This window comes from Pontimicrobium sp. MEBiC01747 (assembly GCF_053601635.1).
Genome location: NZ_JBSHNS010000167.1, coordinates 14,648 through 30,369 on the forward strand (window position 1 = coordinate 14,648; position 15,722 = coordinate 30,369).

Sequence of the window (15,722 nt, forward strand, 5' to 3'; positions counted from 1 at the left end):
AGCCTTTAATTATTTGGAGACTTTTGCTAATGTAGCGAATATATATCCAAATAATTAAAGGCAAATTTTATTTTATTCTAATTTACGATGTTCAACCGTTAAATTAAGCTTCCATGTATGCTTCAATAGGCTCACAAGTACAAATTAAATTTCTGTCTCCATAAGCATCATCTACACGACGTACTGAAGGCCAAAACTTATTGTCTCTTACATAGTCTAATGGATAGGCAGCAGTTTCACGGCTGTAAGGAAAATGCCACTCATCGTTTGTAAGCATAGCCATTGTGTGTGGTGCATTTTTTAAAACGTTGTTTGTTTCTTCTTTTGTAACGGTATCAATTTCTTGCCTAATAGAAATCATGGCATCACAAAAACGATCCATTTCTTGTTTGCTTTCACTTTCGGTTGGCTCTATCATCATCGTTCCTGCTACAGGGAAAGATACTGTTGGGGCATGAAAACCATAATCCATTAAACGTTTTGCAATATCTACAACTTCTATTCCATGAGCTTTAAATGGACGACAATCTATAATCATTTCGTGTGCTGCACGACCACGTTCGCCAGAGTATAAAGTTTCAAAAGAACCTTGTAATCTTTCTTTTATATAGTTTGCATTTAAAATTGCTAGTTCTGTAGATTGTTTTAAACCTTTAGCACCTAACATTTTTATGTAACCATACGAAATTAAACAGGCTAATGCCGAACCGTATGGTGCAGAAGAAATTGCAGTAATAGCTTGTTCTCCTCCTGTTTTTATTATTGGATTACCTGGTAAAAAAGGTACTAATTGTTTTGCTACACAAATTGGTCCAACACCTGGACCACCGCCACCGTGAGGAATTGCAAACGTTTTATGTAAGTTTAGGTGGCAAACATCTGCGCCAATATTTCCAGGGTTAGTTAACCCTACTTGTGCATTCATATTTGCACCATCCATATAAACTTGCCCTCCGTTATCGTGAACAAGTTGTGTGATTTCTTTAATGGCAGACTCATAAACACCATGTGTAGATGGGTAGGTTACCATTAATGCTGCTAAATTATCTTTATGTAATTCTGCTTTTTCACGTAAGTCGTTAACATCTATATTTCCTTCTTCTGTTGCTTTAGTAACGACTACTTTCATTCCAGCCATTACTGCACTTGCAGGATTTGTTCCGTGTGCAGAAGATGGAATTAAGCAAATGTTTCTATGATGATCTCCACGAGATTCATGATAGGCCTTTATAACCATTAAACCAGCATACTCTCCTTGTGCTCCAGAGTTTGGTTGTAAAGAGGTGCCCGCAAAACCAGTTATTTCTGTTAATTGATTTTCTAGTGTTTTTAATACTGTTAAATAGCCTTTTGCTTGCTCTACAGGAACAAAAGGATGAATGGCTCCCCAATTTGGGGAACTTAATGGCAGCATTTCTGCAGCAGCATTTAATTTCATTGTACAAGATCCTAAAGAAATCATAGAGTGATTTAATGATAAATCTTTACGTTCTAAGGATTTTATATAGCGCATTAATTCTGTTTCAGAATGATGAGAATTAAAGATGTCTAGGGTTAAAAATTCTGTTTCTCGTTGAATAGTATCTTGAATGTTATTTGCTTCTATAATACTTTCAATATTTATGGTTTCTTTTCCTAAAGTTTCAGCAAAAATGGATACAATTTCATTGATGTCTGAAAGTGATGTTGTTTCATTAATAGCAATAGTTACAGTATTTGCATCTGGGTAATAGAAATTAACCTGATGTTTTTCGGCTATATTTTTTACTTCTGCGGCATTAGCTTTTAATTGTATGGTATCGAAAAAAGATGTATTAGTTTGTTCTACACCTAATTTTGATAATGTATCAGCTAAAGTAGAAGCGGTATTATGCACTTTATTGGCTATAAATGTCAACCCTTTTGGGCCATGATATACTGCATACATTCCAGCCATAACAGCTAATAATACTTGTGCTGTGCATATATTTGAGGTGGCACGATCGCGTTTTATATGTTGTTCACGAGTTTGTAAAGCCATACGTAAGGCTCTGTTACCGTTCATGTCTTTAGTAACTCCAATAATACGACCAGGAATATCTCGTTTGTAGGCTTCTTTTGTTGCAAAATATGCAGCATGTGGTCCTCCATATCCTAATGGAATTCCAAAACGTTGTGTAGTACCAACAACAACATCTGCTCCAAATTTACCTGGAGCTTCCAATTTAACTAAGCTTAAAATATCTGCGGCTACTGCCGTTTTTATTCCAGCGTCTTTTGCTTTAGTAATAAAGGTCTTTATATCACTAATCTGTCCATTTTTTCCTGGGTATTGTAGAATGGCTCCAAAATACTCTGAAGAAAAATCGAAGTTAGCTTCATCTCCAACTACAAGTTCTACACCAATTGGGGTTGAACGCGTTTGTAATAAAGAAAGTGTTTGTGGTAATATAGTGTTAGATACAAAGAACTTGTTTACTCCTGCTTTTTTTTGTGCACGTTCGCGGATAGAAAACAATAAACTCATGGCTTCTGCAGCAGCTGTACTTTCATCTAAAAGTGAAGCGTTTGCTAACTCCATTCCAGTAAGGTCAGTAACTAATGTTTGGAAATTAAGCAAAGCCTCTAAACGCCCTTGTGCTATTTCTGCTTGATAAGGTGTATAAGCTGTATACCAACCTGGGTTTTCCAGAATATTACGCTGTATAACTGCTGGTAAAATTGTAGGGTGGTATCCTAAACCTATATATGTTTTATAAACACTATTTAATTTAGACAATTCGTTAATATGAGAAGAGTATTCATACTCACTCATTGCTTCATCTAAATTTAAGTCTTGTTTTAGACGAATGTCGTCTGGCACTGTTTCGTAGATAAGTTGGTCTATAGAGTCTACTCCAATAGCTTTAAGCATTTGGTTTTTATCGTTCTCTCTAGGTCCAATATGGCGCAGTGCAAAAGCGTTTGTATTCATTATTATGTTGTTGTTGTTTATTTGCCGCTAAAATAATGAAAACTTAAAGTATTATTTGTGTAAAAATTGAAAGTTTTTAACCAATTAAAGTGGTTATTAACAGTTTGCGTATTTTTGTTTAATGCAAATAATAAAACAGCTTTTTAATTTTTATCTTAATAGTAGTATACATGTGGCTTTAGCTGTATATGCATTATCATGGATTACATTAAAAACATTCAACATTATTTACGATGAAAATATATTGTATTTTAATTTTTATGCAACTATTACTGGGTATAATTTTGTAAAGTATTTTGGTGTTGCTAAGTTTCATCACAGGAGTTTAACAATCTGGTTAAAAGTAATACAGGTATTCTCTTTAGTTTGTTTTATATTGTTATGTTATTATGCCTTGCAGTTAGACCCTAAAATTTTACTTTACATAGCAAGTTTTGCTGTAATTACATTTTTATATGCTATTCCTTTTTTGCCAAAACGCTTATACATGGATAGCCAGCAAAACTTAAGAAGTATTAGTGGCTTAAAAGTTTATATTATTGCTTTAGTTTGGTCTGGGGTTACTGTTTTATTACCTCTTATAAATAATAGTGTGGCGTTAAGTGCAGATGTATGGATTATGTTACTGCAACACTATATATATGTTATTGTTTTAATGTTGCCTTTTGAAATACGAGATTTGCGTTATGATAGTTTAAAACTTTCTACAATTCCACAAAAGATAGGGATAAAACGCACCAAGTTTTTTGGGGTTTTACTTTTAATACTATTTTTTTTATTAGATTTTTTTAAAGATAATTTAACGCATCAGGTAGTTTGGATTCGCCTAGTAATTACATGTATTACTGGATTGTTTTTAATTTTTACAAACAAAAAAAGGAGCAAATATTACAGCTCCTTTTGGGTAGAAAGTATTCCTATTCTTTGGTTGCTAATCTTTATAATTAGCCAATTCTTTTTCGAAAGTAGACCTTAAACTTTCTTTAGCATTAGCATTTAAAGTTTGTGGTTTCTCTCTTTTTAACAATTTCGTTAAAGCCGAATTGTTTTTTGTATATTTTCTACATGCACTACAATAAATTAAGTGAATGTTTAGTTTTATTTTTTCCCATAATGTTGCTTCCTTATATTGTGTTTTATCACAAACATGATTTGCTTCATCACAAGGGATTAATATTTTGTTCTTACTCATAATTAAAACCAATTTTTTTCTAGACAACTTGCCATAGCTGTTCTTGCTCTATGGATAATTACCCATAGGTTAGACGCAGTAATATTTAATTCATTACAAATTGCTTCGGTTTCATAATTTAAAATTGTTTTCATTTCGAAAACATTGGCCTGTTTTTCTGGTAATTTACCAAGGCAGTTTTGTATTGCTGCCGATAATTCTGTATTCTCGATATTGTCTTCCGCAGTTCTATCAAAAGGGTCAGCAACGCGCTCTTCTAGCCAATCTCCTTCAGTTTCAGAGTCGCTATTGTAGTTCATTCTAACTTCAGCTTTTCCTTTATTAGAGTTTATTTTGCGATAGTAATCAATAATTTTTCTTTTTAATATAGAAATTAGCCATGTACGTTCGCTAGCTTCTCCTTTAAAATTTTTCATTGATTTTAAACCAGCCAAGAAGGTTTCAGAAACTAAATCTTGGGCCATTTCTCTATCACTTACACGAGATACCGTGTAGTTAAATAGATAATCAGAATACAAAGTAATCCATTGGTTTGGATCTATTTTGTGATTTGGCATTTCTAGTAATTTTTTTTCAAAAATAGCTAAAATAGATTTAATTGTGGTTTGTTTCGTTAAAAATGCATTGGTCTTCTTTCTCATCAAAGTACATTGTATCTATAATGTACTGCAAAACAGCATTAATTAATGGGAGTCTTATAAACCAACCTAGTGTTGCATAGGCCAAATTAATATGTTCTAAAGCATGCGCTATTGCTTTAACGCTTTTGTATTCTGTTCCTAAATAATCTATATAAGTAACTTGTAGCAGTGTAGAATTTAAGTAAGTATTAGAAAATTTTATATCTAAATGTTGCGTGCTCCTGTTTGTAAACCATTTTTTTATTTGTTCGCATTGGTTACAATTTTTTTTGAAATAAATGGTGCCTTTAGGTATTGCTTTTGGTTTCCATAAAAAATGCCAACTTGGTACTGTTTTTTTATAATTAATCCAATCTGCTCCAAATCGTTTTTTCATATCATTATATTCTTGATAATTAGAAACCCCTATAGTATATGCTATAGAAATAGCAATGCCTAATAATAGTAATGGTGAATTATAATAATAGCTTATAGGTATAAATAATAATGTAAACGACCACTGTATTGGGTTTTTACAGTAGGCATAAACTCCATTTTGTACTAGATGTGAAGTTTTGTCGTAAGGAAAAGGTGTCCCTTTTCCTTTAGTTGTTAAATCTATAACGGCTATTAATGATGGCAATGCTATTATAAAAATAAATTGGAGTAAATAAAGAGAGGCAGGTTTTATATTAAATAATTGATTATTGTGGGTTTTAATAGTAAAAGGAATAGTAATAAATAAAAATAGTGTCATTATTATTACTTGAAATAGGCTTCTAAACTTTAAATGTGTTTGGTTATAATAGAATTTAGCCCAAAGATACGAGGGTAACCAAACAAATAATATTAATGCAATTTCTCCAATAATCCAGTGTTTATTTAATTGTAAAACACCTAAAGCCTCTAATTGGGGCATAAGTAGTAGGTCTAACCAAAATAGGGATAAGCTGAGTATTAATGTGTGTTTTCCTTTGAAAAAATAGACAGGTATAATTCCCCAAAGAACAACCCAGATAAAGAAAAAATCTAAAGGCATGTTTATAGTTAATGAAACATTAGAAGGAAAGCGCCATAAATTTTTTTCTACCAAAAAATAGTTTACAATAGCTAATGAAAATATAACCCACAAGGTAGCATAAAATATAGCCCAATTAAGTTTAGTTTTCTGCGTTTTAAAGACAAATACTACTAATAAAAAAAGGAAGCATAATGCAACCAGACTACTTCTAATTATTGTAGCGTGTTCCATTTGTATTTAGTTTAAAAAGTAACTATTAATTAAATGCGTGTTCATTACTTGTACTCCATATTTTTCTGTAGGTTTAAAATACCAAGAAGGGCCTAGGTCGCAGGTAAAGAAAGTATTCCATGTAATGGTAGAGGTGTTGTTTTTATTATGTTTAATGGCTACTTTAATATATTTCCAACTTAACCAATGGTGTATGTGTGTATTATCGTTAACCACTTTAAACGTTATGCTGTTTTTTGTTTTTTCTTGTATTTTAATATGTAGTATTCCTATGCCTTTGGTTTTAGATCTAAAATGTATTTTTCTGTAATCGCCAACATTTATGCCTTCTCCCTTTATAGCAATTGGTTCTGGAAAGCCTATTTTAAAAAAATTAGGGTAGTTTTTTAAAAAGTCTGGAGTTTTATTAAAACGGTTTAAGTTTTGGTGTCCTTTTACGTCTATTACTGTTTTAACTTGTAACAGTTCTGGTGCTGAATTTATTTCATAACCTTGCGCTAGAATAAACAAAACAGGAATTAAAACATAGGCGTTTAGTTTATTTTTATCACGCTTCTTTAAAAGGTTAATTATTAGTACAATAATTCCTGCTACCATATAAAAAATAGGCGCCATAATAATAATGCAAACCATGCCTTCTCCCAATAAAATTGAAGAGAGTAATAGAAATAATGTTACTGTACTAAAAACGACTCCTGCAGCAGATTTAGGTGTGGTATTGTACTTAATAAGTAGTATCGTAATTAATGCAGGAATTCCAACAAATAGTATAGCTGTTTGTTCTATTCGCATTTCGTTTAAGAGTCTAAAAGCAAAATTTGCGATAACTAATACAATCACAATGCCGTATAATACATTTTTTCTGTTGTTTGTTTTTTTAGTGGGCATGATACTAATTTTTAATTTTTTAATAAATCTTGTAATGCTAAATCAATGTCTTCATATAAAAACAGAAAGCCTTCTTTTAATAAACGTTCTGGGATAACATTTCTACTTTTTAAAACTAATTCTGCTTCTGTACCAATTAACCAAGCTCCAAACCGTATTAACCAAACTGGGTGAGAGATTCCAAAAGGCACCTTTAATGTCTTCCTTATGGTTTTCATGAGTGTTTTATTATCTGTGGGCTTTTTAACTGAAAGATTAAAATTACCTTTCAGTTCATTGTTTTCTAATAAAAAAGACACCGCTCTAGCAAAATCCAATTCATGGATCCAACTTACTTTTTGGTTTCCTGAGGCTTGTTTACCACCTAAACCAAATTGTGTTAATCGTTTTAAAGGAATTAATCCACCACCTTTTTTCCCCATAACTATAGAGGTACGTATTGCTATTTTTCTAGTTTTTGGGTTAGTAATATCATAAAATGCAGCTTCCCAAGATTTAGCAATATTCATAGAAAAGTCATCACCGATATCTCCATTAGCTTCCGTCATTTGTTTTTGTAATGAATGTTTGTAAATGGTAGCGGTAGAGGAGTTTATCCAAACTCTTGGTGGCACATCGCATAAATTAATAGCTAAGCCTAATAAATTGGTAGAGTCTATTCTAGAATTGTATATTTTCTTTTTATTAGCAGCGTTGTAGCGACAATCTACAGATTTTCCTGTAAGGTTAATTAGTGCTTCTATACCGTTTAAATGATCTGTTAAATCGCCTAAATCTTTTGCATTCCAGTAAATATCATTTTCGCGTATAGGATTACGTGTTAATATTTTTATTTGGTATCCTTGTTTAGAGAGATGTGTTTCTAGTATGTTGCCTAAAAAACCTGTTCCTCCTGCTATAACTATTGTTTTCATTGGTTTAAGAATTAATTAATAATGGGAGTAATATTAGTCTGTAAAGTACCCATGTGTACGTTAGGTATTTGGGTAGTTTTAATAGGTTTATTCTTCTGTAATGTTCGTAAAACATAGTAATTACCGTAGCGCCAAACCATAGTATAAGTACTGTTTCTGAAATATTTATATAGCTATTTATTATTAATATAGGTAGTAGCATTAGTGAACCCATTAAAGAAACGGTTGTTAAATGACCAATATAATTTAACCTGTCTTTTTTGTTATAATTTATAAGAAATAGTAATTGAAACAGAATTTGTCCAGAAGCTAATAATGTTTCTCTTGTAACAGAAGCCTGAGGCAAAAATGATAGGGTTTTAGAGAAACTAAATAAAACTGCTATGGTAACCAATATTGCAAATAGTATGTATAATATTCTGTATTTAATGTTAAAACTAGGAACGCATTGTAATTTATGTTCGGGTTTTAATGCACTTGGAATTATTACTTTACGATTGTAAGAAATAAAAGAGTATAGTTTTTTTAAACCATAGTGTATAGGCTTTAAGTGACCTGTTTTTTCTATCCAAGGGAACGAATGGCCTAATATTTTTAATAAACTATTTATACCATAAGTAACCGTATTAGTTTTAGTGTCTATTAAAGCAATTTCGTTTGTAGCTTTTTTAAGGTCTATAAATGACGCCTCTTCTTTAGCTATTTTATTGAAAGGTTTTCTGCCATTTTTATCTAACATTCTCGTTTTTAAAAATCCCGAAGTATACACTTGACAAAGTGGACAGTCTTCATCATAAAGTATAATGTTATTATTTAATGTTTTCATGATGTTAGTTTTTGATTGTAAATAGTATAAGTCAAAAAAAGTATTAGAAATAAAGGCAAAACGAATAATCCATTTATACTATATGCACATGCATTCCAGGCTATAAAGAAGATTGTTACTAAGGCAAAGTAGATATATATTAATTTGTTTTTAGGAAACAGAATAATAAATAAGACCGCGGAAATAAATTGTAGGAGTCCAGTTACAGCAATACCGTAAGGGCCTAATAGAAGAAATAATAGCCCAATGATATTTATGACTTTTAGTAATTTGAATGTTAGTTTCATAATTTTTGTTTTTATAAAACTTTCAGAAAATATTGAAAGTTTAATTTAAATTTTTTTATTTCAAGAGTTTAAGTAAAGATTTTGTAATCCAATTTTGCTCTTGGTTTACAATTTTGTTTACCATTGTATCTGCTGTTTCAGACAAATCATGTAATGCTTTTGTTTGTTTTATAAGTTCTTGTGTTTTTGCAGTATTATCGTTTTTAATACTAGATATTTCTTTTAACACTTTTAATACAGGTTTTATTTCTCTTCTGCTACGTTCTTTAGCAATAATTCTTGCTAGTTCTTGCACATCTTTTTCGGTAGTAAAAAACTCTTTGCGTTCCCCAGCTACTAATGTTTTTGAAACAATACCCCAATCCATTAATTGCCTTAAATTCATGCTGGTATTACCACGAGATATTTTAAGATCCTCCATAATATCTTCCATAGAAAGTGGTTTTGTTGAAATAAAAAGCAATGCTTGTATTTGAGCCATTGCTTTATTGATGCCCCAAAGACTACCCAGACTTCCCCAGGTACTTATAAATTTTTCTTTTGCTTCTTGATATTCCATACAGCAAAGGTAATTAAATATTTTAAACTTTCAATAATTATTGAAAGTTTATTTTATTTGTAAATGTATATGGTCATCATGGCGTACAGCTTTACAGCCATGAAACCTTATTTTGCCATTGTTTAGGTGCAATTCTTGTTTTAAATAGGGTTCTATAAAAATCTTTTCTGTAGCTGAGTGCGTTAGAAATTCTTTAATAATTGCTCTAGTTGCATTTTTATTAAACTGAAGCGATCTATCTATACCAAACGTTAGATATTTAGGTAAATGATATTGCCAATACCCTTTTTTTATGCAGTTTTCTGTAGTATAATTAGTCGCTTTTACATAAGCACCATAACCAGAAGAGGATGGTTTTTTGCTTGTAAGTAACCCAGTGTTGTCTGTATACATAAAAGCAATATCTATTTTTTTACCATCACTATGGCTTCTGTGTGGTAATAAAGGGAATCCATTTAAAAATGGAAAATTTGCATCTAAATAAGTAATTTGTATTTGTTTTTTTGAAAGTGTTTTTGCAGATTCTTTTAAAACTGTGTGTAGATTTTTAGCTACATAATTCCTAAATAATAAAGGATAGATAATATTTACAGGTTTTATATCTTCATTAAACATAGGGAGTTTTTCTCTTCCAAATACAGACGCTATTGGTGGTATTATTAAAAGGTTACACATTAAATATACAATAGGGAAGGTGTAACGTTTTTTTTGTTTTAACTTATAAGAAATAATTACAGCTAAAAACCATAGTATTCCTCCAACTTGTGTAAATACAGTTAATACTGTAAAACAAACAATATGGAAGAATACTATTTTAGTTTTTATCATATATGCTTAAACATATATAGAATAAAATTATTGTGTAGTTAATACTGTGCTTTATAAAAACTTATTTAATAAGCCCAGCACGTTTTAATAAGGCTTCAGGTTTTGGTTCTTGGCCTCTAAAACGTTTATATAAAACCATTGGGTTTTCTGTACCGCCTTGCGATAATATATGGTCTTTAAATTTTGTGGCAATAGTTTTATTAAAAATACCTTCTTGCTTAAAATAATCAAAAGCATCTGCATCTAAAACTTCTGCCCATTTATAGCTATAATATCCAGACGAGTAACCGCCTTGAAATATATGAGAGAAAAGTGTACTCATACAACTTGTTGGAGTGTCTGGGAATAAACTAGTGTTTTTAAATGCTTCTTTTTCATGCATTTTAACATCTTTAATTTCTGAAGGGTTTATGCCATGCCATGCCATATCTAATAGCCCAAAACTTACTTGCCTTAATGTTTGCATCCCTTCATGAAAAGATGCAGACTCTTTAATTTTATTTACTAATTCCATAGGAATCACTTCGTCGGTTTTATAGTGTTTAGCAAATAACTCTAAAGCTTCTTTTTCAAAACACCAATTTTCTAAAACTTGACTTGGTAGCTCTACAAAATCCCAAAATACATTTGTTCCCGATAAGCTTGGGTAAGTAGTATTTGCTAGCATACCGTGAAGTGCATGACCAAATTCATGGAATAGGGTAGTAACTTCTCCAAACGATAATAACGAAGGTTTACTTTTTGTTGGTTTAGTAAAATTGCAAACAATAGAAATATGAGGTCTTTCGTTAATTCCATTTTCTATATATTGGTGTTTATAGGTCGTCATCCATGCACCATTACGTTTGCCTTCTCTAGGAAAAAAATCTGCGTATAGGATAGAAACTAACTTACCATCTTCGTTAGTAACTTTATAAGTTAAAACATCATCATGATACTTATCTATATCGTTAATGGTTTCAAAAGATAATCCAAATAATTTGTTAGCAACAGTAAAAGCACCGTCTATAACATTTTCTAATTTAAAATAAGGTTTAAGTTGCTCATCGTCTAAATTAAATAACTTCTGTTTTAGTTTTTCAGAGTAATATGCAGAATCCCATTTTTGTAAAGCTTCAATACCATCTAGCTCTTTAGCAAATTGCTCTAAGTTTTTAAACTCTCTTTCTGCAGCTGGTTTTGCTTTTTCTAATAAATCATTTAAAAAGTGTGTTACCTTTTCTGGTGTTTCTGCCATTCGTTCTTGTAAAACAAAATGCGCATGTGTTTTATAACCTAATAGTTGGGCGCGCTGGTAACGTAACTTTATTATATCTAAAATAATAGATGTATTATTAAAGTCATTATTTTTAAAAGCTCTGCTACCAGAGGCCATAGATAGTTTTTTTCTTAAGTCTCTATTGTCAGCATAAGTCATAAAAGGCATATAGCTTGGATGGTCTAAAGTAATTAACCAGCCCTTTTTATTTTTGCTTTCTGCTAAAATTTTTGCGGCTTCTTTTGCGCCTTCTGGTAAACCAGATAAATCAGATTCGTCTGTAAGATGCAACTCATAATCATTGGTTTCGGCTAAAACATTTTCTCCAAATTTAAGGGTGAGTTTAGATAGCTTTTTATCTATGTCTCTTAGTTTTAACTTATCTTCATCATTTAAGTTAGCACCGTTTCTTGAAAAGTTTTTATAATTTTTATCTAATAGAGTCGCCTGTTCGGTAGTAAGTTTTAAAGATGCTTTACTATCATAAACAGTTTTTACACGTTTAAAGAGCGTTTCGTTTAACTTAATATCGTTAGAAAACTCAGATATTAAAGGAGAGATTTCTTGAGCTATTCTTTGAATTTCGTCATTAGTTTCGGCAGAATTAAGATTAAAAAAGAGACTTGTTACACGATTATATTGTTTTCCACAAAAATCAAGTGCCTCAATAGTGTTCTCAAAAGTTGGAGCCTCTGGGTTTTCTGTAATGGCGTTTATTTCTGCTTTAGTATCTTTAATTAATTGAATGATAGCGGGTTTAAAGTCTTCATTTTTTATTTCTGAAAACGGAGCGGTATTATATTTAGATTGAAAAAGATTAACCAAATTTTTCATAATGAATGTTAAATTTTAATTTTTTTTTATAAAAAATGTAAATTAATTAGCAACAGATAATTAATTTCATTAATTTTGACTCGATTTTTTCTTGTGAGCTGGTTACTCACTTAAAAATTATTGATTAATAGCGATGAAAAGCCTCAACACCTGTTGGGGCTTTTTTTTATAAGCTATTTTTTGCTTTTTATCGGTTATAAAGCACTTTTAGTCGAATTTTTAATTTTTTTTGATCTCTTACATCTCATTTAGTATGATTTTACTGACATTTGCTGTAAGTTTTTTTGTTGTGGGCATTTAGCTCATATATAGAAGATTAATAGCGACTAAAAGCCCTGGAGACAGGGCTTTTTTGATTTATCACTATTTTAAATCTTTAGCAGCGTTTTCCACTTTAAGTTTTAAGCCTTCTTTATAGGCTATTATCTTGTCTAATACACAAGTATCGCTAGTTCCTATAATTTGTGCAGCTAATATTCCTGCGTTTTTAGCACCATTAAGAGCAACTGTAGCAACAGGAACACCTCCTGGCATTTGTAAAATGGATAGTACAGAGTCCCAACCATCTATAGAGTTACTACTTTTTACAGGAACACCAATAACAGGTAAAGGCGATAACGATGCCACCATACCTGGTAAATGTGCGGCTCCTCCTGCACCAGCAACAATAACAGAGATGCCTCTTGTATGGGCATTTTTACTGTAATCGAATAATTTTTCTGGAGTACGATGCGCAGATACTATATCTACTTCGACCTCAATATCAAATCCTTTTAAAATATCTATAGCATCTTGCATTACAGGAAGATCACTAATGCTCCCCATGATTACGCCTACTTTACTCATTTGTTGTGTGTTTATGTTTTTATAATTGCTAATAAAGGTGGAGTTCGAAAGTATGAAAAAGTCCTTATTCCGAAATAACTTTTATTGTCTTTTTAACATTTTCGGCAATTTGCCTTGCTGTATTTAAATCTTCATGAACTATAGTTACATGCCCCATTTTACGAAAAGGGCGTGTTACCTTTTTTCCGTAAATGTGTGGTGTAACACCATCCATTTGCATAATAGTGTCTATGTTTTTATAGATAACATTACCTGTGTAACCTTCTGCTCCAACCAAATTTACCATAACACCTCCAACTTTACTATCTGTTCTTCCTAATGGTAAATTTAAAATGGCACGTAAATGTTGCTCGAATTGAGAAGTATAACTAGCTTCTATGGTTTGGTGTCCAGAATTGTGGGGTCTTGGTGCTACTTCGTTTATTAAAATGTTATCCTCTTGTGTTTGAAATAATTCTACAGCTAATAAACCAACATGGTTAAAGGCTTTAGAAACATTTAAGGCTACCTCTTGTGCTTTTTTAGCAACAATTTCCGATACTCTTCCTGGGCAAATAACATATTCTACTTGGTTGGCTTCTGGATGAAATTCCATTTCTACTACTGGATAGGTTTTTACTTCTCCATCTGGCGTTCTAGAAACTATAACCGCTAGTTCATTTTTAAAATCTACTAGCTGTTCTGCAATACATTCTCCTTTTGGAAGCCCTTTTAAATCGTCTAGCGTTCGTATAATTTTTACACCATTACCATCATAACCAAATTGAGCACTTTTCCATACAAAAGGCAGAGTTAAACCTCCGTTTATAACTGCATCTTCAATCTCTGAAGCATAAGCAAAACGAGAAAATGAGGAAGTTGGTAAATTATTATCAACGTAAAATAATTTTTGAGCGGCTTTATTCTGGATAATTCTTAAATTACTAGATGAAGGATACACTTTAATCCCTTCTTTTTCTAAAGCCTCTAAAGCATCTACGTTAACATTTTCAATCTCAAAGGTTAAAATGTCTACCTGTTTTCCGAAGTTAAAAACGGTATCGTAATCCATTAAATCACCTTTAGTAAACACGTTACAAGCAATTTTACATGGCGCTTCGTCGCTAGGGTCTAAAACATGGGTTTTAATATCAAATTTTCGTGTTTCGTTTAGGAGCATTTTTCCTAATTGGCCGCCTCCAAGGATACCTAATTTAAAATGGGATGAGAAGTAGTTCATTTTATGTGTTGAAATTAGTGGTACAAAAATACATTTTAAAACCCAAATTAGTAATAAAATGCTAAGGTAAAAATCGTATATCTTTTAACAAATCCGTATCTTTGCCTCTTTCATAAAACCAAAGTAATGATTAAGCTTCACGACAAATATTTTAAGCCTTTTATTTCTGCCAAAGAAATTGAAGATGCGGTTACGCAAATGGCAAACGATGTAGCAAACGATTTAGGAGATGAAATTCCTGTTTTTATTGGGATTTTAAATGGGTCATTTATGTTGGTGAGCGATTTTGTGAAAAAATACCCAAAACCTTGTGAGGTTACCTTTATTAAACTGGCTTCTTACGAAGGCGTTAAATCGTCTGAAGATATCCAAAGACTTATTGGATTAACGCAAAATTTAACAGGACGAACGGTTGTTATTTTAGAAGATATTATTGATACAGGTAATACCTTGCACGAAGTGCATAGAATATTTAAAAATGAAGGTGTAAAACAGCTATTAATTGCCACTTTATTTTATAAACCAGAGGCTTACAAAAAAGATTTTAAATTACATTATGTTGGTAAAGAGATTCCTAATAAGTTTATTGTAGGCTACGGTCTAGATTACGATGGCTTAGGAAGAGATTTACCAGAAGTATACCAATTAAAAACAACACAACACATGACTAATATTGTATTATTTGGTCCTCCGGGAGCAGGTAAAGGAACCCAAGCTAATTTTTTAAAAGAAAAATATAATCTAGTACACATTTCTACAGGAGATGTTTTTAGATACAATATAAAGAACGAAACAGCTTTAGGAACATTAGCAAAATCTTATATAGATAAAGGACAGTTAGTGCCAGATCAAGTAACAATAGATATGCTTGAAGCAGAGGTAGAAAAAAATGCAGATGCTAAAGGCTTTATTTTTGATGGATTTCCACGTACTAATGCACAAGCTGAGGCTTTAGACCAATTAATGCAAAGTAAAGACTCTCAAATTGATGCTATGATTGCATTAGAGGTGGAAGATGAAGTATTAGTAGAGCGTTTGCTAGAGAGAGGAAAATCTAGCGGAAGAGCTGATGATGCAAATGAAGCTGTAATTAGAGATAGAATAACAGAATATTATAAAAAAACTGCAATACTAAAAGAGTTTTACGCAGAACAAAATAAATATTACGGTGTAGATGGTATTGGTACTATTGAAGCCATTACAGAGCGTTTATGCAACGCCATAGATAATTTGTAATATAACTATT

14 protein-coding genes are annotated in these 15,722 nt (G+C 31.5%); 2 read left to right on the forward strand and 12 right to left on the reverse strand.

The features are described 5' to 3' along the window. Positions 1–103: 103 nt before the first annotated feature. Positions 104–2,953, reverse strand: a complete 2,850-nt coding sequence (gene gcvP / locus ACVC2P_RS04665; protein WP_452597321.1) for an aminomethyl-transferring glycine dehydrogenase — start codon at positions 2,951–2,953, stop codon at positions 104–106. Between the two features lie 121 nt (positions 2,954–3,074). On the opposite strand from gcvP, the gene ACVC2P_RS04670 reads away from it, so the two are divergent. After that, complete coding sequence (locus tag ACVC2P_RS04670; RefSeq protein ID WP_452597322.1) at positions 3,075–3,929, forward strand: hypothetical protein; 855 nt, start codon at positions 3,075–3,077, stop codon at positions 3,927–3,929. On the opposite strand, the gene ACVC2P_RS04675 is transcribed toward ACVC2P_RS04670, so the two are convergent. From ACVC2P_RS04675 to ACVC2P_RS04725, 11 genes are all read right to left on the reverse strand, one after another. After that, positions 3,885–4,145: a hypothetical protein gene (locus ACVC2P_RS04675; protein ID WP_452597323.1), complete on the reverse strand. Its 261-nt coding sequence runs from the start codon at positions 4,143–4,145 to the stop codon at positions 3,885–3,887. The genes ACVC2P_RS04670 and ACVC2P_RS04675 overlap by 45 nt on opposite strands. Positions 4,146–4,147: 2 nt before the next feature. Next, positions 4,148–4,702, reverse strand: a complete 555-nt coding sequence (locus ACVC2P_RS04680) for a sigma-70 family RNA polymerase sigma factor (protein ID WP_452597324.1) — start codon at positions 4,700–4,702, stop codon at positions 4,148–4,150. Between the two features lie 37 nt (positions 4,703–4,739). Next, on the reverse strand, positions 4,740–6,017 hold the full coding sequence (locus ACVC2P_RS04685; protein WP_452597325.1) for a methyltransferase family protein: 1,278 nt from the start codon (positions 6,015–6,017) through the stop codon (positions 4,740–4,742). A gap of 6 nt (positions 6,018–6,023) precedes the next feature. Continuing rightward, the gene (locus tag ACVC2P_RS04690) at positions 6,024–6,905 is read right to left on the reverse strand and encodes a hypothetical protein (protein WP_452597326.1); all 882 of its coding nucleotides are present in this window, start codon (positions 6,903–6,905) and stop codon (positions 6,024–6,026) included. 11 nt (positions 6,906–6,916) lie between these two features. Then, entirely contained in the window at positions 6,917–7,819 is a 903-nt protein-coding gene (locus ACVC2P_RS04695) for a TIGR01777 family oxidoreductase (RefSeq protein ID WP_452597327.1), read from the reverse strand. A gap of 4 nt (positions 7,820–7,823) precedes the next feature. Next, positions 7,824–8,645 carry a hypothetical protein gene (locus ACVC2P_RS04700; protein WP_452597328.1) on the reverse strand — a complete coding sequence of 274 codons (822 nt, stop codon included), beginning with the start codon at positions 8,643–8,645 and terminating at the stop codon, positions 7,824–7,826. 342 nt (positions 8,646–8,987) lie between these two features. Beyond that, entirely contained in the window at positions 8,988–9,491 is a 504-nt protein-coding gene (locus tag ACVC2P_RS04705) for a GbsR/MarR family transcriptional regulator (protein WP_452597329.1), read from the reverse strand. 48 nt (positions 9,492–9,539) lie between these two features. Continuing rightward, complete coding sequence (locus ACVC2P_RS04710) at positions 9,540–10,319, reverse strand: hypothetical protein (protein WP_452597330.1); 780 nt, start codon at positions 10,317–10,319, stop codon at positions 9,540–9,542. A 61-nt stretch (positions 10,320–10,380) separates the two neighbouring features. Continuing rightward, a complete protein-coding gene (locus ACVC2P_RS04715; RefSeq protein WP_452597331.1) occupies positions 10,381–12,411 on the reverse strand; it encodes a M3 family metallopeptidase in 2,031 nt (676 codons plus the stop codon). Positions 12,412–12,774: 363 nt separating this feature from the next. After that, positions 12,775–13,257 carry a 5-(carboxyamino)imidazole ribonucleotide mutase gene (purE, locus tag ACVC2P_RS04720; RefSeq protein ID WP_452597332.1) on the reverse strand — a complete coding sequence of 161 codons (483 nt, stop codon included), beginning with the start codon at positions 13,255–13,257 and terminating at the stop codon, positions 12,775–12,777. A gap of 64 nt (positions 13,258–13,321) precedes the next feature. After that, positions 13,322–14,476, reverse strand: a complete 1,155-nt coding sequence (locus ACVC2P_RS04725) for a 5-(carboxyamino)imidazole ribonucleotide synthase (RefSeq protein WP_452597333.1) — start codon at positions 14,474–14,476, stop codon at positions 13,322–13,324. A 126-nt stretch (positions 14,477–14,602) separates the two neighbouring features. On the opposite strand from ACVC2P_RS04725, the gene ACVC2P_RS04730 reads away from it, so the two are divergent. Continuing rightward, on the forward strand, positions 14,603–15,712 hold the full coding sequence (locus ACVC2P_RS04730; protein ID WP_452597334.1) for an adenylate kinase: 1,110 nt from the start codon (positions 14,603–14,605) through the stop codon (positions 15,710–15,712). The last annotated feature ends 10 nt before the right edge of the window (positions 15,713–15,722 follow it).

Coding starts and splice junctions, on each gene's coding strand:
- ACVC2P_RS04670 (WP_452597322.1), top strand. CDS start 3,075: ATGCAAATAATAAAACAGCTTTTTAATTTTTATCTTAATAGTAGTATA.
- ACVC2P_RS04695 (WP_452597327.1), bottom strand. CDS start 7,819: ATGAAAACAATAGTTATAGCAGGAGGAACAGGTTTTTTAGGCAACATA.
- gcvP (WP_452597321.1), bottom strand. CDS start 2,953: ATGAATACAAACGCTTTTGCACTGCGCCATATTGGACCTAGAGAGAAC.
- ACVC2P_RS04700 (WP_452597328.1), bottom strand. CDS start 8,645: ATGAAAACATTAAATAATAACATTATACTTTATGATGAAGACTGTCCA.
- ACVC2P_RS04675 (WP_452597323.1), bottom strand. CDS start 4,145: ATGAGTAAGAACAAAATATTAATCCCTTGTGATGAAGCAAATCATGTT.
- ACVC2P_RS04690 (WP_452597326.1), bottom strand. CDS start 6,905: ATGCCCACTAAAAAAACAAACAACAGAAAAAATGTATTATACGGCATT.
- purE (WP_452597332.1), bottom strand. CDS start 13,257: ATGAGTAAAGTAGGCGTAATCATGGGGAGCATTAGTGATCTTCCTGTA.
- ACVC2P_RS04730 (WP_452597334.1), top strand. CDS start 14,603: ATGATTAAGCTTCACGACAAATATTTTAAGCCTTTTATTTCTGCCAAA.
- ACVC2P_RS04680 (WP_452597324.1), bottom strand. CDS start 4,702: ATGCCAAATCACAAAATAGATCCAAACCAATGGATTACTTTGTATTCT.
- ACVC2P_RS04685 (WP_452597325.1), bottom strand. CDS start 6,017: ATGGAACACGCTACAATAATTAGAAGTAGTCTGGTTGCATTATGCTTC.
- ACVC2P_RS04705 (WP_452597329.1), bottom strand. CDS start 9,491: ATGGAATATCAAGAAGCAAAAGAAAAATTTATAAGTACCTGGGGAAGT.
- ACVC2P_RS04710 (WP_452597330.1), bottom strand. CDS start 10,319: ATGATAAAAACTAAAATAGTATTCTTCCATATTGTTTGTTTTACAGTA.
- ACVC2P_RS04725 (WP_452597333.1), bottom strand. CDS start 14,476: ATGAACTACTTCTCATCCCATTTTAAATTAGGTATCCTTGGAGGCGGC.
- ACVC2P_RS04715 (WP_452597331.1), bottom strand. CDS start 12,411: ATGAAAAATTTGGTTAATCTTTTTCAATCTAAATATAATACCGCTCCG.